This window comes from Mucilaginibacter sp. HD30 (assembly GCF_054061755.1).
Genome location: NZ_JBSSEO010000001.1, coordinates 613,644 through 639,942, shown reverse-complemented (window position 1 = coordinate 639,942; position 26,299 = coordinate 613,644). Strand labels below are relative to the sequence as shown.

The 26,299-nt window shown below is 39.9% G+C and carries 20 protein-coding genes and 1 other RNA gene; 19 read left to right on the top strand and 2 right to left on the bottom strand.

What is annotated here, in order from left to right:
- Window positions 1-12 precede the first annotated feature (12 nt).
- Window positions 13-2,445 (bottom strand): alpha-ketoacid dehydrogenase subunit alpha/beta, encoded by a 2,433-nt coding sequence (locus tag ACVW2L_RS03050; RefSeq protein ID WP_457126481.1) that lies wholly within the window; start codon window positions 2,443-2,445, stop codon window positions 13-15.
- A 133-nt stretch (window positions 2,446-2,578) separates the two neighbouring features.
- Between ACVW2L_RS03050 and ACVW2L_RS03045 the strand changes: the two genes are divergently transcribed.
- The 13 genes from ACVW2L_RS03045 to ACVW2L_RS02985 all read left to right on the top strand — a co-directional run bounded on the left by ACVW2L_RS03045 (window position 2,579) and on the right by ACVW2L_RS02985 (window position 18,510).
- On the top strand, window positions 2,579-2,986 hold the full coding sequence (locus tag ACVW2L_RS03045) for a DUF1573 domain-containing protein (RefSeq protein ID WP_457126480.1): 408 nt from the start codon (window positions 2,579-2,581) through the stop codon (window positions 2,984-2,986).
- 142 nt (window positions 2,987-3,128) lie between these two features.
- Entirely contained in the window at window positions 3,129-4,361 is a 1,233-nt protein-coding gene (locus ACVW2L_RS03040; RefSeq protein WP_457126479.1) for a pyridoxal phosphate-dependent aminotransferase, read from the top strand.
- Between the two features lie 50 nt (window positions 4,362-4,411).
- Window positions 4,412-4,900 (top strand): DUF3347 domain-containing protein, encoded by a 489-nt coding sequence (locus tag ACVW2L_RS03035; RefSeq protein WP_457126478.1) that lies wholly within the window; start codon window positions 4,412-4,414, stop codon window positions 4,898-4,900.
- Between the two features lie 117 nt (window positions 4,901-5,017).
- Window positions 5,018-5,384: a transfer-messenger RNA gene (ssrA, locus tag ACVW2L_RS03030) on the top strand.
- A gap of 1,265 nt (window positions 5,385-6,649) precedes the next feature.
- The gene (locus ACVW2L_RS03025; protein ID WP_457126477.1) at window positions 6,650-7,636 is read left to right on the top strand and encodes an acyltransferase family protein; all 987 of its coding nucleotides are present in this window, start codon (window positions 6,650-6,652) and stop codon (window positions 7,634-7,636) included.
- Window positions 7,637-7,884: 248 nt separating this feature from the next.
- The gene (locus ACVW2L_RS03020) at window positions 7,885-9,600 is read left to right on the top strand and encodes a capsule assembly Wzi family protein (protein WP_457126476.1); all 1,716 of its coding nucleotides are present in this window, start codon (window positions 7,885-7,887) and stop codon (window positions 9,598-9,600) included.
- Between the two features lie 189 nt (window positions 9,601-9,789).
- Window positions 9,790-10,614, top strand: coding sequence for a polysaccharide biosynthesis/export family protein (locus ACVW2L_RS03015; protein WP_457126475.1), 825 nt, complete (start codon window positions 9,790-9,792; stop codon window positions 10,612-10,614).
- 21 nt (window positions 10,615-10,635) lie between these two features.
- Window positions 10,636-12,978 carry a GumC family protein gene (locus ACVW2L_RS03010; RefSeq protein WP_457126474.1) on the top strand — a complete coding sequence of 781 codons (2,343 nt, stop codon included), beginning with the start codon at window positions 10,636-10,638 and terminating at the stop codon, window positions 12,976-12,978.
- Window positions 12,979-12,988: 10 nt separating this feature from the next.
- Complete coding sequence (locus tag ACVW2L_RS03005; protein WP_457126473.1) at window positions 12,989-14,227, top strand: protoporphyrinogen/coproporphyrinogen oxidase; 1,239 nt, start codon at window positions 12,989-12,991, stop codon at window positions 14,225-14,227.
- 6 nt (window positions 14,228-14,233) lie between these two features.
- Window positions 14,234-15,685, top strand: coding sequence for a flippase (locus ACVW2L_RS03000; RefSeq protein ID WP_457126472.1), 1,452 nt, complete (start codon window positions 14,234-14,236; stop codon window positions 15,683-15,685).
- A gap of 224 nt (window positions 15,686-15,909) precedes the next feature.
- On the top strand, window positions 15,910-16,659 hold the full coding sequence (locus ACVW2L_RS02995) for a hypothetical protein (RefSeq protein ID WP_457126471.1): 750 nt from the start codon (window positions 15,910-15,912) through the stop codon (window positions 16,657-16,659).
- A gap of 17 nt (window positions 16,660-16,676) precedes the next feature.
- Complete coding sequence (locus ACVW2L_RS02990; RefSeq protein WP_457126470.1) at window positions 16,677-17,558, top strand: glycosyltransferase family 8 protein; 882 nt, start codon at window positions 16,677-16,679, stop codon at window positions 17,556-17,558.
- 1 nt (window position 17,559) lies between these two features.
- A complete protein-coding gene (locus ACVW2L_RS02985; protein WP_457126469.1) occupies window positions 17,560-18,510 on the top strand; it encodes a beta-1,6-N-acetylglucosaminyltransferase in 951 nt (316 codons plus the stop codon).
- 25 nt (window positions 18,511-18,535) lie between these two features.
- Here ACVW2L_RS02985 and ACVW2L_RS02980 read toward each other — a convergent pair whose 3' ends face one another.
- The gene (locus tag ACVW2L_RS02980; RefSeq protein WP_457126468.1) at window positions 18,536-19,435 is read right to left on the bottom strand and encodes a beta-1,6-N-acetylglucosaminyltransferase; all 900 of its coding nucleotides are present in this window, start codon (window positions 19,433-19,435) and stop codon (window positions 18,536-18,538) included.
- A 111-nt stretch (window positions 19,436-19,546) separates the two neighbouring features.
- On the opposite strand from ACVW2L_RS02980, the gene ACVW2L_RS02975 reads away from it, so the two are divergent.
- The 6 genes from ACVW2L_RS02975 (at window position 19,547) to ACVW2L_RS02950 (ending at window position 26,289) form a co-directional block, all read left to right on the top strand.
- The gene (locus ACVW2L_RS02975; protein ID WP_457126467.1) at window positions 19,547-20,584 is read left to right on the top strand and encodes a glycosyltransferase family 2 protein; all 1,038 of its coding nucleotides are present in this window, start codon (window positions 19,547-19,549) and stop codon (window positions 20,582-20,584) included.
- A 3-nt stretch (window positions 20,585-20,587) separates the two neighbouring features.
- Complete coding sequence (glf, locus tag ACVW2L_RS02970) at window positions 20,588-21,751, top strand: UDP-galactopyranose mutase (RefSeq protein WP_457126466.1); 1,164 nt, start codon at window positions 20,588-20,590, stop codon at window positions 21,749-21,751.
- On the top strand, window positions 21,732-22,778 hold the full coding sequence (locus ACVW2L_RS02965; RefSeq protein ID WP_457126465.1) for a hypothetical protein: 1,047 nt from the start codon (window positions 21,732-21,734) through the stop codon (window positions 22,776-22,778). The genes glf and ACVW2L_RS02965 overlap by 20 nt, the downstream gene beginning before the upstream one ends.
- A gap of 188 nt (window positions 22,779-22,966) precedes the next feature.
- Complete coding sequence (locus tag ACVW2L_RS02960) at window positions 22,967-23,863, top strand: glycosyltransferase family 4 protein (RefSeq protein ID WP_457126464.1); 897 nt, start codon at window positions 22,967-22,969, stop codon at window positions 23,861-23,863.
- Between the two features lies 1 nt (window position 23,864).
- A complete protein-coding gene (locus ACVW2L_RS02955; protein WP_457126463.1) occupies window positions 23,865-25,220 on the top strand; it encodes an O-antigen polymerase in 1,356 nt (451 codons plus the stop codon).
- Window positions 25,210-26,289 (top strand): glycosyltransferase family 4 protein, encoded by a 1,080-nt coding sequence (locus tag ACVW2L_RS02950; RefSeq protein WP_457126462.1) that lies wholly within the window; start codon window positions 25,210-25,212, stop codon window positions 26,287-26,289. Before ACVW2L_RS02955 ends, ACVW2L_RS02950 begins: the two co-directional genes overlap by 11 nt.
- The last annotated feature ends 10 nt before the right edge of the window (window positions 26,290-26,299 follow it).

The following is a 26,299-nucleotide window of genomic DNA, read 5'->3' as shown; positions in this document are numbered from 1 at the left end:
TCCCGTAAAATGCTAATATATCGGCGGGAACTTAGCAGGGTCGCTGTCGCTCATCATGCTGTACACCGCTTCAATTACATCATCTACAGATGGCTTGGTATAATAGTCACCGTCTGTTCCGTATGGCGGGCGGTGATCCTTGGCGCAAAGTGTTTTGGGTGGGCAATCCAACATATAATAACCGTTTTGCCCTTCAATAACCTTTTGCAATATATAAGCTGATGCCGCACCGGGTAGGTCCTCATCAACAACAAGCAGTTTATTGGTTTTGCTTAATGAGCTGCCGCATAAGTTCTCGGTATCAAAAGGGTATAAGGTCTGCGGATCAACAATCTCAACATTAATACCCAGCTCTTGCAGTTCATCAGCAGCTTCCATTACTATACGCAATGTTGATCCGTAAGATACTATGGTGATATCGCTACCCTCGCGCATTAATTCGGCCTTGCCTAACGGAACGGTGAACTCGCCCACGTTAGCAGGCAACTTTTCTTTTAGGCGGTAACCGTTAAGGCACTCCACCACAATCGCCGGCTCATCGCCACGCAAAAGCGTATTGTACATACCGGCTGCCTGTGTCATATCCCTTGGTACGCAAATATGCAGTCCGCGCATGGTACTTAATATCATACCCATAGGCGAGCCCGAATGCCATATACCTTCTAACCTGTGTCCGCGTGTGCGGATAATAACGGGCGACTTTTGCCCGCCTGCCGTACGGTAGCTAAGGCTGGCCAAATCATCGCTTATAACGGTTAGGCCGTACAGCAGGTAATCCATGTATTGTATCTCGGCAATTGGGCGTAAGCCGCGCATGGCCATGCCCACACCCTGCCCTATTATGGAAGTTTCGCGAATACCGGTATCAGATATACGCAAATCGCCAAACTTGGCCTGCAAGCCTGCAAAGCCCTGGTTAACATCACCAATGGCCCCTAAGTCTTCACCAAAAGCTACAATAGCTTTGTCCCGCTCAAAATTAGCATCAAAACATGCGTTAAGTATTTCGCGGCCATCCAACATACGGGCGTTAGGCTCGTATACTGCAGGCACGGCTTCAATTTTTAAAGGCGACTCAGGTGTATCAGAAAACAGCTTGGTATTGAAGCGCTGGTGATTCTTCCCGTTTTCTGCAACAAGCCAGGTAGCCAGGGCCTTTCTGGCATCTGTAGTTTCGGTAGCGGTTAGGCGCAAAGCCTTTCTGGCAGCAGCTATGGCATCCTTTCTCCCCGGATCTACACAGGCGCGCAGCGCTGCTACAATCACATGTATATCATCGCCAAAGGCCGAGTTATTAACCAGGTTGTCAAGCAACCGCGCAGCCTCATCTATATCTGTTTTTATTTCGGCGCCTAATTCGTTCCAGGCCTCCCGCTGAAAGCCGCGTACAGTTTTCTTGGCAATAGCCTCTAATTGTTCTAAGTCCTCCTCGGTTGCTATGGCTGCTTCTAATAACCATTTGCGCATTTGCAGCAAACAATCATGCTCGGCCTCCCACGCTAACCGTTCTTCAGACTTATAACGCTCATGCGATCCCGAAGTTGAGTGGCCCTGCGGCTGGGTCATTTCTGTAACATGGATCAAAACAGGGACATGCTCCTCCCGACATAGTTTTATCGCAATCTCGTAGGTTTCGCAAAGGGCAACATAGTCCCAGCCCCGTACCTTAAATATTTCGACACCGTTTGTGCCGGTCTCTCGCTGAAAGCCTTTTACAACCTCAGATATATCTTCTTTTACGGTCTGCAAACTTGCCGGAACCGAAATTGCGTAAGCATCGTCCCAAACAGACAGCGCCATAGGCACTTGCAATATGCCGGCGGCATTTAACACCTCAAAAAACAAACCTTCAGATGTAGCGCCATTGCCTATTGTGCCAAAAGCTACTTCGTTACCATTAACAGAGAAATTGGTCAAATCAGAAAGTTCTTCGTTCTGCCTGTATAATTTAGAGGCGTAGGCCAAACCCAGCAACCGTGGAATAGAGCCGCCTGTGGTAGAAATATCCGACGCACAATTCATGGCTTCTACCTGGTTAATCCAACTACCATCAGCATTAACAAAGCGGGTGCCGTAGTGGCAATTCATTTGCCTGCCGCCAGATGCTGGTTCTTTCTCGGTATCAGGATGGGCATATAATTGAGCAAAAAACTCTTTCATATTGGTCATCCCGGTAGCAAACATAAAGGTTTGATCGCGATAGTATCCCGCGCGCCAGTCGCCCTTGCGGAAGGCCTTGGCCATTGCTAACTGGGCTATTTCCTTACCATCGCCAAATATGCCAAACTTTGCCTTGCCTGTAAGCACTTCGCGCCTACCCAATAAGCTGGCCTGCCTGCTTTCGTAAGCTATTCGATAATCATTTATAACAATAGATTTAAAGTCGTCAAAGCTAAGCTCAGCAACGTTAAATTTATCGTGATCTATAATTGCAGCCTCGGGCATAAATATTTTTTTAGAATTGTAAAATTATAAAATTCTATCAGTATACCTAAACGTTGTATTTATTCTTAATGTGTAACTATTAGTTTTGATTTAAGGTTAAACCTTTTATATTTGTAATAATCAAACAGATATTATGAAAAGATTAGTTTTAATTTTCGCTGTAGTTTTAGGCTTCGCTTTTAATGCAGCTGCGCAAGGCGGTGCCAAGGCGGAATTTAAGTTTAATGAAGAAAAGCACGACTTTGGTAAAATACCTCAGGGCAAACCTGTTACCACTCAGTTTTTGTTTACTAATATTGGTGAGCAGCCATTGATACTAACCAGCGTTCAACCTACTTGTGGTTGCACTATTGCTGATTATACCAAAACCCCTGTTAAAAAAGGCGAGAAGGGAACAATCACTATTACCTATAATGCTGCGGCTGTAGGTGGCTTTACCAAAGCCATTGTGGTTACATCAAATGCTGCAACCCCACAAAAAAATCTTGTAATATCTGGCGAAGTAATTGCAGCGGCAGCGGCGGCAACAAGCACACGTTAAGAGTTTAAGTACCACACCCTTGATCTCTTAACCGGGAGATAGGGTCACAAAAAATATTTTGAAAACGGCCCTGGTAACAGAGGCCGTTTTTTTGTTATGTATAAATCCGTCACAGTATTATCTTTTTATTAATTTTGCCTTTATGCCAAATATATCCAAAAAGGGGCAGCGAATGCCTGCTTCCCCTATCCGTAAACTAACCCCTTTTGCTGATAAAGCTAAGCGGGAAGGCAAAACGGTATATCATCTAAACATTGGTCAGCCTGATATAGAAACACCCGAAGGTATGATCAGCGCCATAAAAAATATAGATTTTAAAGTCTGGGCCTATACACCATCCGAAGGGACCTTATCTTACCGGAACCAGTTAACCAAATACTATAACAGAAACGGGTACAACATTACCCCCGAAGATATAATTGTAACTACCGGCGGGTCTGAAGCTATATCCATCACGTTTATGACCTGCCTTGATGCCGGTGATGAAGTGTTGGTACCGGAACCGTACTACGCAAATTATAACGGCTTTGCCAGCCAAAGCGATATCGTGGTAACACCCATTTTATCTTATATAAAAGACAGTTTCGCATTGCCGCCTATTGCTGAATTTGAAAAGCATATCACACCAAAAACCAAGGCCATATTTATTTGTAGCCCCAATAACCCGACAGGTTATTTGTACTCGCGCGACGAAATGGAAGCATTAAAAACGCTCGTATTAAAATACGATCTGTATTTATTTGCTGATGAAGCTTACCGCGAGTTTGTTTACGGCGATCAGCCTTTTGTATCGCCTATGCATTTGGATGGGTTGGACGAGAACGTTGTGATAATTGATACTGTAAGCAAGCGTTATAGCGCCTGCGGGGCGCGTTTGGGTTGTATCATCACCAAAAACAAAAAATTCTGGCAAACCGCTATCAAATTTGCCCAAGCCCGGTTAAGCCCTGGCATGGTAGAGCAAATTGCCGGCGAAGCTGCTATTGATACGCCTGATGAATATTTTGAGCACGTAAAAGCGGAGTATAACAGCCGCAGAAATACCATTGTTAGTGCCCTTAACAAAATGGAGGGCGTTTACTGCCCCAACCCGGGCGGAGCGTTTTACGTAATGGCGCAGCTACCAATTGATAACTCTGATAAGTTTTGCCAGTGGATGCTGGAAGAATTTACCTACCAAAATCAAACGGTGATGATGGCCCCTGCTACGGGTTTTTACAGTACGCCGGGTTTAGGTTTAAACGAGGTTAGGTTAGCTTATGTATTGAATAACGACGATCTGCAAAAAGCAATGACCTGCCTTGCCGAAGCATTAAAGGTGTATCCGGGAAGAGTGGCTAAAAGCGGGGAGCTGAAAGCAGAAAGCGTTCATTAATAAGTTAGCTGAAAGCGAAAAGCTTTAAGCTTTTATTGTAATTGATATTTATGAAACTATATAAATTGTATTTGTTGTCGATAGCGCTTGTTCTGTGTATAAGCACGGTCAGCGCGCAGGATAAATCGGTGAATGGTGTATTGGCGGCCTATTTCACCCTAAAAAACGATCTGGTGGCTGATGATGCAGCAACTACAAAAACACATGCAACAGAATTAGCAGCGGCTATAAAAGCAGTACCTACCGATAAAATACCTGCCGCGCAGCTACCTGGTTGGAAAAAAATTGCACTGAGTACAGCCCGCATTAGCGAAGCTAAGGATATAGACGGACAGCGCGATTACTTTGCCATTCTATCTGATAATATGATAACTGTGACTAAGGCCGTTAAGGCTAATGCATTGCCTGTTTATCAGCAATACTGCCCTATGAAAAAGGTAAGCTGGCTAAGCGAAACTGCCGCCATTAAAAACCCTTATTACGGTAAACAGATGCTAACCTGCGGGCAGGTTACCGAGACACTGGCTGCTGCAAAATAATAACAACATTTTGTAAACAAAGCAAACGCAATGAGCGTTTTGCTATCACTATGGCTAAAAAAGCCGTATATTTGAGGTCTGCAAACTGGCAACTATAAAAACTGCCGACTAACAAATGGGGTCGACCGGAATTGACAGGATGGAGATAAGTAGGTAAGCATGCAGCGCGTTGTACGACTAGCGCTTAAATCTGAACGTTCAAACTTACAAATGGCGAAAATAACTACGCCTTAGCTGCCTAATTTAGAATTAGCATAGCTTTTGTCCCGCCGGTTTTCCGTTTCATCGGGCCGGCATCAGGGGCATCGAAAGATGAAACTGGTTTGCCGGTGGTACGGAAGGCAAACGAGAAACAGTACCTACGGAAGAAGGTATAGGTGAGTTACTGACCTTCCCCTTCCCTACAATTTAACAGAACTAAGCATGTAGAAAGCTTACCTTATACCATGTTTGGACGAGGGTTCGAATCCCTCCGGCTCCACTGAATTCAATGTCAAAACAGACTAAAAGCCTGCAAATCAAACGATTGCAGGCTTTTTATTTTGACGAAATGATCATTTTATTCATCAAATCGCAACAAATAGGTGCGTAATTTGGACGTTCCGGCAATATGTTACACCCTATTCCGTTGCAAAATTGACCACCCATTTGTTGGCAAAGAAATGCAGCAGATGCTGAAGCAGCATGACCGAAGATAGGCATTCTGCTTTTTTTCTTCTGATACTCCTTTTCTAAATTCCTTTTAATCTGTTAGCGTTTTGACTCACCTTCCACTCTGGATCGAGTATATTTTGGAGCGATATAAAGCGCCACAGCGCCTTCAATTGATCTTCTGGAACTATCTCAAGCCAGCTGGCTCTACGGAGACCTCCAGGGCTTTCTTTTTATTTCAACAGCCTTTATGAATCACAGGGGTGATCTGACGGCATGAGTTTCAAAATCAGGGGTGGTCAGTTTGCGCCGGATTAACTTGGTCAGTTTGAACCCGGAATGGGTGGTCACTTTAAATCGGAATTGGGTGGTCAATTTCAGCGGAATCTCCACATTGGCGGAGTAAGGAATACTCAATGTCCGCTAAGTATATGACCATCGAAACTTGGCGCGGCGATATTTTAACCGCTGACAACACCCTGCTGGCAACCTCGGCACCAGAGTTTGAAATACATTAAGATTATAAAAAGCGCTTTATGAGCGGATTCGTGGATATGTATTTTGGCAATTAGTATAAAAAACCGGGTGACTTTCTTCGCTAAAGAAAAGAAAATAACCGCTGGCGAACTACAAGAAAGTATTAACCTTATCGAAAAACCTAAATCTTAAAACATGCCCGTTCTGTTTGTTTTTTTATTAAAAATAAATATGGCATTGCTCCTGTTCTGTTTAGGTTATTACTGCGTGCTTGCGGCTATTTTGATTCAGATATTAAAGCGCTTTCAGACTTATGGAAATTAAACAATAAGCGGTGAAAATCGCAATTTGCCGGTGCGGCAGGGGCTGTTTTTGAGTTCGAACCAGTGACCCTCTGCTTTTAAAAGCGCGAATACATGTTGCAGCTAAAATCTGTCAGAAAATTATCCGTACCCCTGAGTTTCTGCAACACATTCCAATTAAGTATTTTTATAATTTTATCGTCAATGAAACAAAATATTCGAGTTGACATTTTTAAATCAGGAAGTGTACGTCGTTTGTTGACCCTTCTATTAAACACGCAACTCGTTCGAAACATCAAATAATCTACAGTTGTTAAGTATGGATTCACAAACTACGAAACTCGGCAGGGACAGTCTTATTGATAATTTAAAGGCATTCCTAATTATCACTGTTGTAGTTGGCCATTTTATTGAACCATATATCCATCAGGCAGCCTATTTCAAAGTAATATTTATATGTATATATAGCTTTCACATGCCCCTGTTTGTTTTTGTATCCGGGTATCTCTCAAAATCAGCTAGTTTAAATGCAAGTAAAACACTTACCAGCACTCTTATCCCTTATATCCTTTTTTGTTTGCTTTGGCGTTTAAAAGACTTCGTTCATTCGGGGGTATTAAATGTCGATATTCTTTCGCCTTCTTTCCATCTTTGGTATTTACTTAGTTTGTTCTTTTGGAAAATTATATTGCCTGTACTGAGGATTGTTAAACATTATATTATAATAAGTTTCATAATATCGTTAACTGCCGGATTTAGCCACGTAATAGGCGATACGCTGTCTTTGAGCCGAACCATGGCGCTGTTGCCATTCTTTATTCTGGGAACAGTTTGCCAAGCGTCTACTTTATATTCTATACACAAACAGAAATACCTGGCCTTCTTCGGTTTATTGCTGTTGTCAGTAATAATTTATATTTCCTCGCACTTTGACTTTAGCCTTAATATATTATTCTGGATGGACCCTTATCATAGAATCGGTTATAGTAATGGTGCTGGCTTCCTTCTTCGTGCCACATTAATGGCATCAGCATTATTAATCGGTGTATCAATTGTTGTTCTCACCCCTTCCGTGTCGACGCGATTTACTTCTCTCGGTTCAAGAACGCTAACCGTTTATATCTTTCACGGATTTTTGGTAGCATCATTTGCCAGGCGGTTTCCCTTGTGGCATCAAAACCTTTGGCGTGACTTAGTGATCATTGCATTTCCCATTTTTTTGATCTTCCTTTTGTCCCGACCGGTGATAACCAGGTTTTATAACAGTGCATTGGGTTATCTATCAGTTAAGCTGACCAATACTTAGCAACATCTATCGACAATTTTTTGTTATGATAAATAAAATTAAACTTTGTAGAATTAAATTCGTTATATACGATAATTTGGAATACAGTTAGTTGATTTTATATATTACAAGTTAGCAACGTTGCTTGAATTAAGCGCTGAGCCCCAGTTAACATTAATCTGCACAGCGTCCCAAGTATAATAGCGAATTCTGGGATGATGATTCAGTTGGATAAAGCAGAATTATTATCAATTCTGTTAATAAGCACTATGAAGAAAATTTTCACCGTATTTATTATACTTCAAGTTTCGGCTACTTTATTTACAAATAAAGCTGCTGCACAAACCATCCCGGTAGGGACGCTTTTATTAAATGATTACTACAGGCGCATGCAATTGCTTGGTGAGGTCGATTCCAATATCTCATTTACTGTACGCCCATTATTTCCTGCCGTGTCTTCTGAAGGTAATGACATGTTTGATCCAGATACACAATTAGAGCAAAATAACTGGGTAAGAGCAAAACCGGTTTCGTTTGCTAAACGACATGGCTTTTTCCACATTTTGCCGCTTACATGGCAGCAACAATATAATTCCCATCATCCATACGGCTGGAATGATGGTGCCATGATTCCGGCTAAAGGTTACCAAACCATGATTAGCGGTGGTTTCTTTTTTAAATATGGCCCGCTAAGCATACAATTCAGACCCGAATATGTATATGCAGCCAATCAAAACTTTAATGGATATGCATCAGGGCATGACGAATTAGACCTTAAATATTATTATTCATTCCATAATTTAATTGACGATCCTGAGCGTCACGGTATCGGCCCTTATAAAAAGGCCTTTTGGGGCCAAAGTAGCATAAGGTTAACTTTTGGCCCTATATCAGCGGGGCTATCTAATGAAAGCTTATGGTGGGGGCCAGGCATTAAAAACGCTTTGATATTAAGCAACAATGCGCCCGGTTTTAAGCACCTTACCCTAAATACCATACGTCCCGTCAAAACATTCCTGGGACATTTTGAAGGACAAATCATTGGGGGGCGCCTGGAAGGCTCGGGATTATCTCCGTTAACAACAAATGCACTACAAGACGGCACCAATCTATTTAATGCCAAACCTGATGACTGGCGTTACTTTACCGGTTACAATATTAACTATCACCCAAGGTGGATACCTGGACTGACGTTAGGAATGGCCAGAACATTTAATGCGTACAAAAAGGATGTGCAGGGCTTTGGCGGATACTTACCATTTTTTACGCCCTTTGCAAAAGCTGCAACTAACGACGCCGATGGCGTGCCGCAGGGAGATCCTTATCCGCGCGACCAGCTCACATCCTTTTACGCCAGATGGTTATTTGCGAAAGCGCAGGCCGAAATTTATTTTGAGTATGGTTTAGGTGATAATTCTTATAACGTGCGAGATTTTATAGGCGCGCCTGACCACTCCAGAGGCTACGTGTTCGGTTTGCGAAAAATGATACCAGTCAATAGCTCCTTCGGCGGGCATATTTTGATAGGCGGGGAGATAACGCAATTATCACAACATGCAGAAAGATCAATAAGGGAGCAAGGGCTTCTGTACATACATAGTGCGGTTAGAGATGGGCATACACATTTAGGCCAGGTGCTTGGTGCCGGCACCGGACCCGGCGGCAATATCCAATCAGCAGAAGTTAGTTGGGTATCTAAATTAAAAAGGATCGGCGTATCCTTTGAACGGTATGAGCACGATGTCGACTTTCAACAGGCGTTTCTGCCCGACTTAAGCAGCGGTAGTCGAAGGTGGGTTGATCTGGTCATGGCTTTAGAAGGAGAATGGACTTATAAAAACGTTCTATTCAGCGGTAAAATTCAAGGTGTGCAATCGCTAAATTATCAATGGATATTGAATAACTACGCACCCGGCCAATATTACGTTCCTAATAATTCAGTATATAACCTCCACGCTCAGTTAGGTATGACGTTCAGATTTTGACTTCATCATCAAAGACAACTCAAAGCGCACATTGCAGGAGGAACCTCGCAAATTAGCGCCCGATATTTTAATTAAAGTAGAAATATTCAATTTGTAACTATGAAATAAACAATTTTTGTACAAAAATGTTATAGTTCCATTAAAACATCAGTTTATAATTGACAAATTCAACCAAACCGATAAATTGGCATGATCAAAAATTTACAGATTTATATAGCATTCATTGTGGTAACTACATTCTTGTTATCGTCGTGCGGCAGCCCCAAAAGTATAACGTATTTTCAAAAGGCAGCCGGGCAAGGCGATAGTATCAACCTGCCGGCGGCTTATGTTGTAAAAATTCAGCCCGGAGATATTTTATCCATCTATGTTACGTCGCTAAATCCGGCAGCGAGCAGCTTTTTTAACCCCTATGCAGGCGGCAACATCTCGCAAGATCCCGCAACTGCAGTTGGAACTAATTTCGATGCAAACTCAGCGGTTAGGCTTGCCCGCAACGGCGCAGCCGGATATATAGTTGATGATGATGGGATGGTAGAGATACCCTTAATAGGGGCCTTAAAGCTTGGAGGTCTTTCTACATCGCAAGCCCGAAACCTGATAAAAAGTAAGTTAACCAACCTCCTCAAAGAGCCTATAGTTAACGTTCAGTTACTAAATTTTAAAATATCTGTACTTGGGGAGGTTAATCGGCCTGCATCATACGTAATCCCGAACGAGAGAATTTCACTTCCTGACGCACTGACTATGGCGGGCGACCTCACCATTTATGGTAAACGTACCAATATTATGATAATAAGAGAGGAGATGGGCGTTAAACAATTTGCAAATGTCGACTTAACTAAACGTGAAATTTTCACCTCACCGTATTATTACCTGCGGCCAAATGATATTGTATATGTAGAGCCTGTAAAGGCCAGAAGCGCACAAACCGACCGTACGAATGCATTACTGCCGGTTGTTTTTAGCGGGCTCTCTCTTTTAATAGTAGTATTTCAAACGTTCCGCAATTAATTATAATCGTTTTTAACCAATATGGCTTCCCATAGTTCCGTATCCTCAGTCCCGGTGGAAGAAAATGATTCCTTCGATCTGAATAATATACTGTCCCGATATTTATCTCACTGGTATTGGTTTGTACTGTCCGTACTGACATTTCTTTTAATTGGATTTATTTACATCCTATTTCAACCCCCCATGTACGAAATCAAGGGGAAGTTACTTATCAGGGATAATGCAAAAGCTAACACGGGTAATGCACCAACTGCAGCCAGTTTAAACGGATTTGACTTGTTTTCGTCAGGAAAAGTCTTAGATAATGAAATTGAGCTGCTAAAGTCGTCTACCTTTTTAGAAAGAACGATAAAAGATTTGCATTTAGAAACAAACGTTTTATTCAAAGAGAACCTTAACAAGGTAGATCTTTATGCTAATTCGCCACTGAGAGTTAATCTGGTTAAGCCAAAGGCAAGCGCCTTTGAAGATTATATAGAGTTAACACCTGTCTCTGCCACTGATTTTAGTATTGACGGTAAGACGTATCACTTTAACACGCTTGTATCCACACCCTATGGTTCGTTTATTTTCACTCAGGGTAAAAGCCTTAATAAATATATTGGGAAAACCCTTTTGCTGCAAGTTAATGACATAGAAGACCTTATAGATTATTACAACGGCTCGCTTTCGGTTGAGCAAGCATCTTCACAAGGCTCTATACTGGTGCTTAGTTTAAAGGATGCTGTGCCGCAGCGTGGTAAGGACTTTATTACCAAACTGATAGATGTCTATAACATTAATTCAATTGATGATAAAAACAGGATAACCTCGGTGAGTTTGAGATTTATTGAGGAGCGGATAGATTCGATTGCCAGAGAATTAACCGGCGTGGAGAAGAATGTCGAACAGTACAAATCAAGTAACAACATAACAGACATCAGCAACCAATCTCGCATTTACCTGGAAAGCCAACGGGAGAACGATGCGACACTAAACCGCGTTTTAATACAATTAAATGTAATACAAGACCTTGAGAATTACCTGCAGGGCAAACAGAATACAGGCTTACCCTCTACTCTCAATCTGGATGACCCCACCTTGAACGGCTTGGTAAGGCAGTTGAGTGAAACATTAAATAACAGACAAAGCCTTTTGCGGACCATACCTGAGGGTAATCCGATTATTCAATCCATTGATGACCAGATATCCTTGCTAAAAAAATCTGTATATGCCGGGGTTCAGAATATCAAATCGGGCTTATTGATTACACGAAACAGGTTGCAAACAAAGGGTAATCAGTTTGAGTCAGTTATGCAAAAAGTACCCGCAAAGGAAAGAGGCCTTATTGACGTGATGCGACAACAGGATATCAAGAACAACTTATTTATTTATTTGCTTGAAAAACGAGAAGAAACATCGCTTGCACTGGCTTCTAATATTTCCAGTTCTCATGTGGTAGATACGCCAAGATCCGGCAAACATCCCGTAAGTCCTAAAAAAACTATCTCTTACCTGGTATTTTTATTTTTAGGATTAATTTTTCCTGTAGTAGTCTTGTTTATTAAAGATGTGCTTAACTATAGGATTACTGCGCGACGTGATATTGAAAGAATTACATCCGTCCCGGTTATAGCAGAGATATCTTATTCAAGAGATAAAACCGCCCTACCTGTAACCGAGCGACCGCGTTCAATAGTAGCGGAGCAAATACGCTCACTCAGAACCAACTTGAGTGCAGAATCCGGGAATATCGCTCCTAAAACCATCTTGTTTACTTCAAGTGTAAGCGGCGAAGGTAAATCGTTTGTGTCGCTAAACATTGGTGCAAGTTTGGCCGCTACCGGCAAAAAGGTGTTGATTATTGAGTTGGATATGCGTAAGCCTAAGCTTCATACTAATTTAAATATTGAAAACAGGTTAGGCCTGTCAGACTTTATTACCGGTGAGCTGAATCGTGAAACAATTATTCAGCCTGTTGTGCAACAGCCTGGATACTTTATAATCACCTGCGGAACTATACCACCTAACCCTGCTGAATTGCTGATCAGCAATAAGCTTGATTTGTTAATTGATCAATTGAGGATGGATTTTGATCACATTTTGTTTGATGCACCACCGATTGGCTTAGTTACCGATGCGCAAATTCTGGAGCGTTTTGCGGAAGCAACAATGTTTATTGTTCGTGATAAATACACATTAAAAAAAGATGTTCAGATTATCAACAGATTCTTTGTACGAAGAAAATTCAAAAACATGAGCATCATCTTCAACGCCATTGCTGCGGAGGGCGAAAGATATAACGGCGGGTACGGTTACTATGAAGAACCAACTGAGGAAAGGTCATGGTATAAAAGAGTGTTTCAAAACAAGGCATTTAAATAGAAAGAAACGGATGAAAATAGGTGTTTTAGGAGCAGGAGTATCGGGATTAAGTTTTGCCAGATTAGTTGGAGATAAGTTCGATGTAGAAATTTTGGAGCGGAATAGCATACACGGCGGCATTGCCCGCACCAAGAATTCTAACGGTGTAGCTTATCATGTGGTTGGGGGCCATTGCTTTAATTCCAAGTATCCTGAAGTGATGGACTTTGTTTTTGAAACCGTATTACCAAAGGACAAATGGCACAATGTACAACGTGATGCCGTCATAAAAATGCAGGGAAATGAAGTGAGTTATCCAATAGAGTACGCTATTCAGCAGATCTTCACATTTGATCCGCAATTGGCGATGAACATTACTACCGATTTTTTAGGTGCAAGCGATGATTATGACTATAAAAACTTGGAAGACTGGTTCCGTAAAAAGTTTGGCGACACTTTAGCCGACATCTATTTTATACCATACAACACCAAAATATGGAACAGACCCCCTGTTGAAATGAGTCCTGCCTGGGTGGAAGGTAAGCTGCCAATACCCGATAAAAAGTCGTTTTTTAAGGGGCTAATAAGCAATGAAAGCGATATGATGCCCCATTCAAGCTTTTTTTATCCTGACACGAACAATCAAAATACATTTATTGATAGCCTGGCAGAAGGCCTATCTATTGTTTATAATTATCAAGTTACCGATTTAACGTATAATAACAATAGTAATAAATGGATTATCAATAAAGAGAGGGAGTACGATATAGTTGTTAGCACCCTCCCTTTAAACATCGCCCCCACGCTAATTACAAATGCTCCGGAAAATATATTAGCAGAGGCAAAGAAACTAAAGTACAACAAAGTGACTACCATGTTGTGGGAAACCCAACCCACTGAAAGAACCTGGACGTATGTGCCCGAATCGGGTAACTTTTTTCACCGCTATATTCACATCGGTAACTTTTTTAGTCCGAAAGGCAATTATAGTATAACAGAAGTAGTCGGCGAGAAAACATATGATGAAATGGTGGAAAACGGTAAAAAAGACCCTTTTCTAATCCGGCCCATTGACTATAATGTCTCTGATCATGCTTATGTAGTGTTTGATGACAATTACGAAGGCTCAACAGTAAGAATTAAAAATTACCTGACTGAAAATAAAGTGTATCCCCTAGGAAGATTTGGCGAATGGCAGTATTATAATATGGATGTCTGTATAAAAAGCAGCATGGACCTGGTAAAAAAGATCACCGATACATACAGCTAAAACACAATGGGTATACGAAAAAACATGGTCAGTAACCTGATCTTAACGTCATCAAACGTCCTTTTTCCGCTAATTACCTTCCCGTATATTACGCACACTTTGTCAAATGATAGTTACGGTCGCATATCTTTTATAGATGCATTTACAAGTTACTTTTTAACATTTGCTAGCATTGGCATACCATTTTATGGCATTAGGGAGATTGCCAAGGTGAAGGATGAGCCCGCACGTTATTCAAAGCTAGTTGTTGAATTAGCCGGTTTCCAGCTTTGCCTTTCCGTGTTTTTTTCGGTGGTATTTTTGGTTATTCAATTTTATATCCCTGCTGTTCACAGCAACTACGGCCTTGTCAAAATAGCCTGCATCATTATAATAGCTTCTTCATTTTCAATCGACTGGTTTTTCCAGGGCACTGAAAACTTCGGCTACATCACCAGTCGCTCACTGTTTACTAAACTGCTTAATGTTATTAGCATCTTTTTATTCGTAAAAGCTACTGATGACCATAACGTTTATTATCTAATATCCGCCCTGACCATTTTTTTGAATGCCGCATGGAATTTCATCTATTTTCTGCGCAAATTTTATCAGCCATTTATCGGCACATTAAGCATCAAGCCGCATTTAAAATCTTTGCTGGTTTTATTTAGCATAAACATTTCTATCAGCGTTTACACCGTGCTTGATACCATAATACTTGGTTTGTTTACAGATCCGGGTACCGTAAGTTTATACACGGTGCCTTTAAAATTGGTTAAAATGTTTTGGACCGTTGTAGGAAGCATTGGCGTTGTGCTAATCCCTAAAGTGGCTCATTTGTTCGTTAAGGACGATAAGGAAGCTATTGTTGAATTGATCAAAAAATCCAGCAATATCGTTTTCTTATTAACCATTCCTTTTGCAGGTTTCTGCTTGGTTTTTCCGCAAGAGATATTAATGGTAATAGCAGGCAACAAGTACCTTAAAACAATTGGCGCACTGCAAATTTTATCGATTGTGCCGTTAATAATTGGTTTTTGCAATGTATTAGGATCCCAATTTTTAATGCCAATTGGACACGAGAAACGCATCTTGCACGCTACCATTGTCGGCTTGATAATAAGCCTGGTATTAAATTTCTCACTAATACCCCACTTTAAACATCTTGGAGCTGCAATGGCTTGTGTTGCCGCCGAAGTAGCGGTTTGCATGTATGTCTACTTCTCCGCCAAAAAGCGAACTAAAATTATTTTTGACGGTTCACTTTTGACACTTATCACTTTTAGCTTGATAATATCATTGTCATTTGGCGTATTAATACGAGGAACGGTACATTCGCTTTTTTTGCTAATTATAACCGTTGGCGTTTATGCTCTTAGTTTTTTAGGTCTCCATCTCACATTATTTAAGAATCAGTTCCTCATTACATTATTTGATTTGAAAAAGCTCAGATTATCAAAAACTAATTATGGCGGTTAACAGAAACGGATAAAATGGAGGTAGTATTAATCATATTGTTTAATCACAAGTTTGAACGAAACGTGCCCCGGTTACGGCAAATCTATTCCGGGCGTTTTAGTAGTATATATTTTATTATGCCTTTTTATAAAGGCAACGAGCCTGAGGTGATAAGTGTCTATGAAAACTCATTCTACTTTCAAGGATATATAGCACAGGCTTTACAAAGAATTAAACGCTCCGGAATGAAACATTACATAATAATTGGGGATGATTTAATTCTGAACCCGGAAATTAACGAGCGAAACTACACCGAGTACTTCAACCTTGGTGTTGATGATGGTTTTATCCCGGAGGTTTTTTTATTGCATGACGAAGTTACGCCACGGCGACTTATGCGGAAGGCGCCGCATTGGTTCTGGAATTTAAATGCTGTCAATTTTCGCCCGCAAAAAAACGGCATGGAGATACAAAATGAGCTCCCAACGCCTGAGCAGGCTTATTCATTGTTACTTCAGCATGGTTATGCCTTTAAACCGGTGTTGGATAAAGAGCTGCTAACCGTAAATTACCCCGCATGGGGGGCCGAGAATATTACCGATGTTAAAACTTATGCAACCCACGTAGCCAACTGTTTTATAAATAATTATAAACTTAATAACGAAAAGCGGCGCACCATTCATTATCCAATGGTGGGTTCGTATTCGGATATCGTTATTATTCCAGGTAATAGTGTTGAAACCTTTACCCATTATGCCGGCATTATGGCCGCGCTTGATCTGTTTGTGGAGATTGCTATACCCACTGCATTGCTTTTGGCGGTTAAAAAGGTGGTTCAGGAGAAAGACCTACACTATAACGGACTTACACTGTGGAACGCAGCTAAAACAAAACAAATGGAAGAGGAATACAACAGTGCGCTGGATAGCTTATTCAATAATTTTCCGCCCAAAACGCTATACATTCACCCGGTAAAATTATCTAAGTGGAAATAGCTTAACACTACAAATATATGAATACTTCACTTAGCGTTGTTTTTACAATTGATGACCGGTTCGTTCAACATTTTACTGTTACCCTTGTATCGCTGCTAGAGAACAATAAAGATATTTCTCTTGATATTTATGTGCTTCATGATATAGAAGACGCGGCTACATTGAATAACACAGCGTCTTTCTTTCGCGATAATTACCAAATAGAGTTAAAACTTATTAAAGTTGATAACAGCATTTTTAACAATTACAGAATATCGCTTCATTATTCAAAGGCCGTATACTTTAGGTTGTTAATTACAGAGATATTGCCGCAATCAGTAGAAAAGGCCTTGTTTTTAGATGCAGATGTAGTGGTTGCAGGTTCGCTAAGAGAACTTGCATTGCATCAGTTTAAAGACGATGAGTATCTTTTAGCGGTCGACGATGTGGAGGTAACAACGCACGTTGCACGCCTTAATGCAATGGGCTTTCCAGTTACGAGGTATTTTAATGCCGGTGTTTTACTGATAAATGTCAGTGCTTGGCGTATAAACGGGCTATCGGCCAAGTTTATTGATATCGCTAATGAATATATGGAGCGGCTGGCCTGGTGGGATCAGGATATATTGAATATGTATTTTTATAAAGATTGGCAACCAATGAGTGATACATACAATGCGCTTCACCTGAGAAGGAAATTACCTGTAACGCCAGCGGTTATCCATTATGCAGGCTTGGCCAAACCATGGCTGTATGTACACGATCATCCTTATAAATCGCTGTATTGGGATTATATAAAGCTTACTCCTTTTAAACACTACCAGTATCCCGATCGTAATTTGAAAGAAATAATGAGAAAGGTTTACATAAAGATATTAGATGTTTTAAAACTGCGCGAACCTGCCATGTTTAAGGAGTGATATGCATATAAATTATCTGATATTAATACATAAATCTCCCAGGCAGGTTAAAAGACTGATAGAGTCACTGTTGGATAACCACACCAGTTTCTTTTTACACATAGATAAAAAGATAGATATAACACCGTTTAAAGAACAACTGATTGATTTTGCCAACGTTTTCTTTGTTCCTGATGATAAACGTATTGCAGGCCAATGGGGCGGTTTTGAGTTGGTAGAGGCAACGCTTAATACTATCGCTATAATTCCAAACTTTAGCCAAAAAAGCTATAACATATTATTAAGCGGGCAAGATTACCCCGTTAAGAGCCCAGCTTATATCCACACTTTGCTTAGCGACAACTATGGCACCGAATATATCGACGTCTTTACTGTTCCATCTAAACCATGGTGGCCATCGCCGTATGGCTTAGGGCGAATAGACAAGTACCTTTTTCGTAAATCACCCAGTCGTTATGATTTTGTTCTTTTTCCTTCATTGCTGGAAAAAGAGTTTTACAACGCGTTTTACATAAAAGAGCTAGGTAAACTTATAATACGTGGTCACTTTTCATTTTTAAAAAAGCTGTTGCGAAAAAGAACCTTTCCCACATATTTAATGCCCTATGGGGGCCACCAGTGGTGGGCGCTTACCGCAGAAACCATGCAACTTATTATGAGCTTTTTAAATCAACACCCTGATTACATTGAGTATCATAGGGATAGCCTTGTTCCTGACGAATTTTTTTTTCAATCCATTATTAAATGCATATTACCCACTGACACACCAATTAAGGCGTGCTTAACGTACGCCAATTGGACGCGGAAAAATGAAGTTTTACCCGTTACCTTTACCACTGAAGACCTATATGAAATTAAGGCGCAACAAAGCAACTTTTTATACGCTCGCAAGTTCGATATAGATCTCGGCGAACAAGTATTAAATTTGATAGATCAACAACTCAGGTATTAGATAAACAAGATGTTGTAGGCGCTTACTAAGCGATCAAGTTATTCTCCACAGGTACGTCAAGTTTTTCTTCAGTCATTTCATACACCCGTGAAATAATTTCATTGTCAACATCGCTGTCAAATTTTCTTGCAAACAACGCGTCAGATGCTTTTATCTCTTCCAGATGTTCCATGGTTAACGTTCGCGGATTCTCGACACAACCCTTCCAGTCTGTATAACGCAGTTCTTTGTTAGTTACTTTGTTCTTTGAGTTTAGCAGTACCGTTTGTATCCATACTTCGTCGCCACATAACGTATATTTAAATGATTTTAAAAACTCCGGATGCTTTTCTAAGTAGTTAATAATGTGCGCCATACCTTGTCGGTTAATGTTTACCCAATTCCATCCGCCATAGTACTTGAGCGGCTGCAACGTCCTTTTAAAGCCTGTTATTTTTTGTAATAACCGTACTACCGCGAAGGATTTCTTTAATATAAGTCCCCGTAAATCCTTGTTAAAGTCAAAGCCATAATAATAACTAACCCTCGAATATCCACCTTCAAAATCCCTCTGCCATGCTTTTTTAGGAAACGCTTCGTAATCGACAAAGCTTTTGCCTTTGTTTTGTGCGATAAACTCTTTTATCTGCAGGTTTGATTTTATGGGTATGTCCTGTCCACTTATCAGCAAGTAATAGTCATAATCTTTTTTAAAAGCCATGGTAAACAAAGCAGCGTCAGCCTGCACTTGCTGATAGCTCCCCCAGTTTATGGTATATCTTTCGGTCAGGTAAACGTTATCGTATTTCTTAAAATGATTTTCGTCAATGTTCCATTTTTTATCCAGATGAAGGTACACGTCAAAATCTTGGCAAAGTCTTCCTAACAGATGGTCTAATTGCGGCAGATTTTTATGGGCCAGTACTAATATCGCTATTCTTATCATTTCAGTTGTACGCTTTATGTTTTAAAGAATGTAATTATTGTTTTAGTATTAAAATTCTATATTTATTCAAAACTATCTATTGAAGATATTGTTTGAATTAAAGTTATATCAATGGAGATTCAAAAAATTAAGATAAGTGTGATCTTGCCCGTGTTTAATGGCGAGAAATTTCTGAAAGAAGCTGTAAGAAGTATACTCAATCAAACTTATACAAACTTTGAGTTAATAATTATTGATGATTGTTCGACCGACGCTACTCCAGATATCTTGACTCAGTTTAATAGTGACGTTCGTGTAAGGGTAATCCGTAATAAAGCCAACCTAAAAGTAGTGAAAACGCTTAATAAGGGTATTCAACTTTCACATGGTGAATATATAGCAAGGATGGATGCAGACGATATTTCGCATCCTGAAAGGCTGGAAAAGCAGGTGGCTTTTTTAGAAAGCAATCCCACAATCGGCATTTGCGGCACATGGGTAGAAACCTTTGGCGCAGAAAATAAAGTGATGCGGGCAGCAATTGAGCATGAGCACATAAAAGTGCGGCTGTTCTTCGTCAACCCAATGTTTCATCCATCAATTATGTTCCGCAGGGATGTGCTTCAAGCAAATGCGTCGGTTTATGATGAGCAGTATACCAACGCAGAGGATTACGGACTGTGGGTTAGGCTAATAGATAAGGTAAAGTTTGCCAATATCCCGACTGTGTTGTTAAAATACCGTATACATGACACCAACGTATCAGTCTTTAAAGAGAGTAACAAAGCCGTTTTAGATAGTATTCATTTTAACATATACAGTATTTTCCTGAATAAATTAGGCATTAATTTCAGTCAACGCGAACTGATTATGCATAGAAAGTTAGGCATGGTTCAAGTCGGCCACCTGCAACTATTGGAATTGGAGGAATATCTTATATGGCTCAAAAAACTCACTATTGCTAATAACAATGTAGCTTACTTTGACAAAGCACATTTCGGTAATGTTATCTTATCATACATATTATACGTCACAAAACAAACCTCGTCGATTACGCAATCTCTTAAGCTGGCCTATAAAGTTTTAGGCCATTTATATGAGATAAATGATTGCGCTAATTTTTTCATAAGTCGTACCAAGGTAAAATTAAGGCCGGTAAAATCTTTTTGACAAATGGGATCAAAATTTACATATGACTATTTAATTGTCGGGTCTGGCTTATTCGGAGCTGTATTTGCACACGAGGCCTATAAGAGAGGTAAGACCTGCTTGGTTATTGACAGGCGCGCGCACGCAGGCGGTAACGTGCACTGCCAAAATGTTGAAGGGATTAATGTGCATACTTATGGTGCCCATATTTTTCACACTAATGATAAAGCAATTTGGGACTACGTAAACTCGTTTGTAGAGTTTAATCGTTATACCAATAGCCCGCTAGCCGTGTACAAGGATGAGATGTATAATCTGCCCTTTAACATGAATACATTTTATCAACTGTGGAAAGTGCGTACTCCAGCGGAGGCTAAGGAAAAAATACGACAACAGGTAGAAAAACTGAACATTAAAGAACCTCAAAATTTAGAAGAACAGGCACAATCATTAGTTGGAACAGACATTTATGAAAAACTGATTAAAGGCTATACCGAAAAGCAATGGGGAAGATTGGCAACTGAACTCCCGGCTTTTATTATCAAACGATTACCCGTTAGGTTTACTTATGACAATAACTATTTCAATGATAAGTATCAAGGGATACCCATTGGCGGATATAACAAACTTTTAGATGGCTTACTAGCAAATATTGAGGTAAAATTGAACATTGATTACTTTGAGAACCGCAGCTACTGGGATTCCATTGCCGAGAAAGTGGTGTTTACGGGCAAAATAGACCAATATTATGATTTCCGATATGGGCAATTGGAATATCGAAGCTTGCGCTTTGAACATGAGGTACATGACGTAGAAAACTACCAGGGCAATGCAGTTGTAAATTACACCGAGCGCGAAGTTCCTTACACCAGGGTTATTGAACACAAGCATTTTGAGTTTGGTACACAACCTAAAACAGTAATAACAAAGGAGTATTCAATGGAGTGGTCGGCTGAAAAGGAACCCTATTATCCTGTAAACGACGCAAAAAATTCAGGAATTTATAAAAAGTATCAAGAGTTAGCATCACAAGAAGAGCACGTAATTTTTGGTGGACGCCTTGCAGAGTATCAATACTATGATATGCACCAGGTAATAGGCTCTGCACTTAAAAAGGTTAAAACCTGCCTTGGCGACGTTTCTAATGCATCCACTATTCAATCCAGTTATGCCAACACGGGTAGCTAAGTATCATTTCAGCATATTTGAATATAACAGCAAAACCAATAACTCGGCTGCAACAAAAGCGGTGCTTGATTGCAGCAGGCTATTCAGTGAAAAAGGTTATGCTGACCATATGCTTACCTTCAATAACAACTCCGAACGTGGGATTAAATTCTATATATCGGTATTAAAGGGAGTGCTTAGCTTTTTATTGGGAGTTAAGCATCGCGCGTTGGTTGGCACACAATACCCAATGCTAAACAATGTATTTAAATACTTCATCATTGCTGCACGCTCAAAAAACATAAAATTCTTTTGCGTAATTCACGACATCGAATCTTTACGTTTAGGAGGTAAAGAAAGGTCAGCAGTAGCTACCGAGTTAAAGAACTTAAATTACTATAGCAGCATCATTGTTCATAACAATAAAATGAAACAATGGCTTAGCATGAATGGTGTTACTACAAAAATGGTAGCGCTTCAGCTATTTGATTACATCTTTGAAATGGTCCCACAAAAAAGTAACGCTGCGTTTTCCAACAGTATAGCGTACGCCGGTAATTTGGGAAAGAGCAAATTTGTAAATTCGTTAGATATGATAAGCAATTGGAAATTCAACCTTTATGGGCCAAACTATACACCCTCAGATACTAAGACCAATACCACCTGGCATGGAGAATTTTCTCCTGCTCAAATTGTAAACGAGCTGCATGGCGATTTTGGCCTTGTATGGGACGGAGATGATATTGATAAAATGGACGACGTGTTAGGTAACTATTTAAAATACAACAACCCACATAAACTTTCGCTATACATTGCAGCAGGGCTACCGGTTATTGTACCTACAACTGCTGCTATAGCAGATTTTGTAAATCAGCACAAAATAGGCTTGTTGGTTAACCGTCTAAATGATTTGCAGAGCATAGATGTTAACTTAGATGATTACCAGGCAATGAAGATGAATGTCGCCCGTTTGCAAAAGAAAGTGGCCAGGGGTGAATATTTTTTAACAGCTCTTGAAAAAGTAGAAGATCAGTTAATCAGCGTTTAATGATAAAGATCGGCGTAGATGGCAGGTTACTGCAAGGAAATTTAACAGGTGTAGGCAAGTATGTGCTAAACCTGATAAACTTTGTATGCTCACACGATAAAAAAATTTTCTTCAGTATTTATACCAATAGACCGCTATCCTGCCAATTCAGCACCTCCCGTGTGCAGATATTTAACAGTAACAGTATAATGGCGAAAATAAAGCCAATGGTGTGGTCAAAACTGTTTTCTTTCTATCTTATTAATAAGGACAAGCCTGATATATTCTTTGCTGGTGATGCCTTTGTTCCATTGTTTTTACAACAAACGCGAATAGTATCAGTAGTACATGACCTAAACTCAGTTATTGCACGGGAAACAATGCCGCGATTAAGACTTATTACTGATGAATTATTTTTAAAAAGAGATTTGCGTAAAGCAGACACCATTATCTGTAACTCCTATGGAACTGCAGACAAGCTTAAACGATACATCAATATTGAAGCGGATTTAGTTATCCATCCTATTATTGATCCCTGGTATATAATATTACCTAAGAATGAAGTTAAAATGAAGCTGGCTGATTTATCGATTAACTTTCCTTACATATTATCTGTAGCAACCCAAGAGCCTCGTAAAAATCTTGACAAAACCATAAAAGCATTTATGTCGTTAAAAGACCAAGGACATTTGAGTGACTATAAATTACTTTTGATAGGATCTAAGGGATGGAAGTCTGATCAGATCGATCAGTTGTTACAAGTTTATGGTGACGACGTAAAGCATCTGGGCTATATTCCTGATGATATGATGCCTTACTTATACAATGGAGCCGATCTATTTGTCTTTCCGTCCTCCTATGAAGGTTTCGGAATCCCTGTCAGAGAAGCTATTTTATGTGGAATACCGGTGGTAACTACCGATATTCCGGAGCTTCGAGAAGCCAGTTATAACCAAGCAAAATATATCACTTTAACTGATCCAACAGCGTTTGAATATGCTATGCTTGAAACGATTAAACTTAAACAAGCCGGCGATCTGAGAGTAATAACATTTGTAAACAATGATCAAATTAATGAGTTGGTAAAAATGCTTATCACTAATTGAAATGGAATACCACGATTACCTTAACGGTATGCTGCGCATAAATAACTGGTTGCTTTTAATCAATAGTATCCTGATTGTGCATTTTTTTGTCTCGTGGTATTTGTCTTCTCTTAAAACGGGGTGGACAATTGATTTTTGGCATGTTACGCTTTTTCTAAGTTACTTCGTAACTTTTTTATTAATGTATCCATTTGCCTCTGCCAATTTGAACGCATTAGTAATAGGAAATCGTAACCTTCAATTCGCCCAGCAATCCATCACGTTGGCCTATTGCATATCCCTGGTAGGTTATTTTTCCATTTTCGTGGGCGGGACTGTTTTCAAATACTATAATAACAATACTCTTATATACGGCTTTTTAATTAGACCTGTAAAGATAACCCTGGGGAGTTTGTACAAAGATATATCCATTAACCGCAAGACAAGCAGGTTTGTAACATTCTTCTATTTCCTCGCGCTGTTTGCAGCTTTACTTTTCGCCTATCGTGGTGGCAAATTGAATGACCCGCGTGGATATTACGCACATAACAATCAATTTTTGTTCCTTTTTAACTTTGTCAATTCCTTAAGTGGTATTGTTAGCGGCTTTTTAATAGCCCGCATATTTCAGTTTAATAAGGTAATAGATAAATTATTGTTCGCTTTGTTTATAGCTGCAACTTTATTTATCGGATCCAGAGGAGGCATTATAGGCCCTTTGCTAGGCTATTTTACCTCATTAGTCTATTTTAAAATGAAGGGCAAGGTAAATATGCTAAAGGTTAGTTTCTTCCTGGCAGGCATGCTTTGTTTAATACTGGTATTGAGTTTTTTACGTGCCGGCGAATTTTCTATGGAAGTAATGATGAGCGCTTTTTTTGTGCAAATATTTTACGGTAACACATTTTCTGATCTGCGTGACTTTTCCTGGGTGCTTTCTGTATGGAACGGGCAATATTTTTACGGAAAAACATATTTGGCCGCTTTCATTTCATTTATCCCCAGTAGCGTTTCAGCTTTCAGAAGCGAATGGTCTATAGGTAAAGTAACGGCTATAATGGCCGGTTATAGTCCAAAAGAGCACCCAGGGATAAGGCCAGGCATGTTTGGAGAATCTTTCTTAAACTTTGGTATTATAGGAGTGGTTATTTTGGGAATATTGTTAGGGTATACATGGCGATACATTGACTTTAAGATTAAAGAGGCAGCTTTTACCGGAAACTATATAGAAGCAACAATTGCAGGTGTAGCATGCATGATAATTTCCGCCTTGCCTATAACAGCCGGATTTTTCAGTATCTACGTAAATATAGTTGTGTTTATACTCTTATATATTCTTCGATTATTTTTTATAACCTACAAGAGGCATGCTGTTTGATATCAGGATGATTAACTCGTCTGGCATTGGCACATATATAAGAGCGCTTTTGCCCGCCATTTGCCAACAATTTAAAACTACTCTTTTAACAAATGATCCTGATGTACTAACAGGTATCAACAATAATTTTGAGATCCTAAATTTTGAAGCGCCGATCTATTCTATCAAAGAGCAAATAAAATACATCACTTTACCACCCGTTGATATACTCTTTTCGCCACATTACAACAGCCCTATTTTGCCAGTGCGCGCTAAAAAAAGGGTGGTCACTATACATGATGTTTACCACTTGGCCTATTATAGTCAATTATCTTACACGCAAAAACTCTATGCAAACTTGGCTATTAACAGATCTGTCAAATTGAGTGATAGGATAATTACTGTATCAGACTTTTCTAAAACTGAGATCATTAAATACACAGGTTGCTCTCCAGAAAAAATATCTGTTATCCATAATGGCGTTAAACAATTAACAACGCTCCGGCCGCTTAATCATGTTCGCAAAAAGTATGGCTTACCTGATAAATATCTTTTATATGTTGGCAACGTTAAGCCACATAAGAACCTAAAGATTTTTTTAGATGCTTACTTATTGCTGGTTAACAGCATAAAGGATGAATATAAAATTGTAATTGCCGGCAAAAAGGACGGTTTTATAACAGGGGACAACAGTTTATTTGATTTTATTGATACAAACAGCGAGCTAAAGCACAATGTGATCTTTACAGGATATGTGGAGGACAACGATATGGATACATTGTATTCAGCGGCATCCCTTTTAGTATTTCCATCTTTCTATGAAGGTTTCGGATTACCGCCGTTGGAGGCTATGTTAAATAATTGTCCGGTAATTTCCTCCAACGCCGCCAGCCTGCCAGAGGTGTGTGGTGACGCTGCTATTTTTTTTGAGCCTTTTGATAAAGAAGATCTGGCGTTTAAGATCATGAAAGTTTTGCGAAACGGCCGGCTTAGAAGAGATTTAGTTAGCAAGGGGGCATTGCGCGTTAAAAAATTCGCTTGGGAAGTATCTGCTCAAAAACACCTTCAATTACTCAAAGACTTGTTGTAACCAAATTCGT

Excerpts from the sequence above, each read along its gene's own strand:
- ACVW2L_RS03050 (WP_457126481.1), bottom strand. The coding sequence starts at position 2,445 with ATGCCCGAGGCTGCAATTATAGATCACGATAAATTTAACGTTGCTGAG.
- ACVW2L_RS03045 (WP_457126480.1), top strand. The coding sequence starts at position 2,579 with ATGAAAAGATTAGTTTTAATTTTCGCTGTAGTTTTAGGCTTCGCTTTT.
- ACVW2L_RS03040 (WP_457126479.1), top strand. The coding sequence starts at position 3,129 with ATGCCAAATATATCCAAAAAGGGGCAGCGAATGCCTGCTTCCCCTATC.
- ACVW2L_RS03035 (WP_457126478.1), top strand. The coding sequence starts at position 4,412 with ATGAAACTATATAAATTGTATTTGTTGTCGATAGCGCTTGTTCTGTGT.
- ACVW2L_RS03025 (WP_457126477.1), top strand. The coding sequence starts at position 6,650 with ATGGATTCACAAACTACGAAACTCGGCAGGGACAGTCTTATTGATAAT.
- ACVW2L_RS03020 (WP_457126476.1), top strand. The coding sequence starts at position 7,885 with ATGAAGAAAATTTTCACCGTATTTATTATACTTCAAGTTTCGGCTACT.
- ACVW2L_RS03015 (WP_457126475.1), top strand. The coding sequence starts at position 9,790 with ATGATCAAAAATTTACAGATTTATATAGCATTCATTGTGGTAACTACA.
- ACVW2L_RS03010 (WP_457126474.1), top strand. The coding sequence starts at position 10,636 with ATGGCTTCCCATAGTTCCGTATCCTCAGTCCCGGTGGAAGAAAATGAT.
- ACVW2L_RS03005 (WP_457126473.1), top strand. The coding sequence starts at position 12,989 with ATGAAAATAGGTGTTTTAGGAGCAGGAGTATCGGGATTAAGTTTTGCC.
- ACVW2L_RS03000 (WP_457126472.1), top strand. The coding sequence starts at position 14,234 with ATGGGTATACGAAAAAACATGGTCAGTAACCTGATCTTAACGTCATCA.
- ACVW2L_RS02995 (WP_457126471.1), top strand. The coding sequence starts at position 15,910 with ATGAAACATTACATAATAATTGGGGATGATTTAATTCTGAACCCGGAA.
- ACVW2L_RS02990 (WP_457126470.1), top strand. The coding sequence starts at position 16,677 with ATGAATACTTCACTTAGCGTTGTTTTTACAATTGATGACCGGTTCGTT.
- ACVW2L_RS02985 (WP_457126469.1), top strand. The coding sequence starts at position 17,560 with ATGCATATAAATTATCTGATATTAATACATAAATCTCCCAGGCAGGTT.
- ACVW2L_RS02980 (WP_457126468.1), bottom strand. The coding sequence starts at position 19,435 with ATGATAAGAATAGCGATATTAGTACTGGCCCATAAAAATCTGCCGCAA.
- ACVW2L_RS02975 (WP_457126467.1), top strand. The coding sequence starts at position 19,547 with ATGGAGATTCAAAAAATTAAGATAAGTGTGATCTTGCCCGTGTTTAAT.
- glf (WP_457126466.1), top strand. The coding sequence starts at position 20,588 with ATGGGATCAAAATTTACATATGACTATTTAATTGTCGGGTCTGGCTTA.
- ACVW2L_RS02965 (WP_457126465.1), top strand. The coding sequence starts at position 21,732 with ATGCCAACACGGGTAGCTAAGTATCATTTCAGCATATTTGAATATAAC.
- ACVW2L_RS02960 (WP_457126464.1), top strand. The coding sequence starts at position 22,967 with ATGGCGAAAATAAAGCCAATGGTGTGGTCAAAACTGTTTTCTTTCTAT.
- ACVW2L_RS02955 (WP_457126463.1), top strand. The coding sequence starts at position 23,865 with ATGGAATACCACGATTACCTTAACGGTATGCTGCGCATAAATAACTGG.
- ACVW2L_RS02950 (WP_457126462.1), top strand. The coding sequence starts at position 25,210 with ATGCTGTTTGATATCAGGATGATTAACTCGTCTGGCATTGGCACATAT.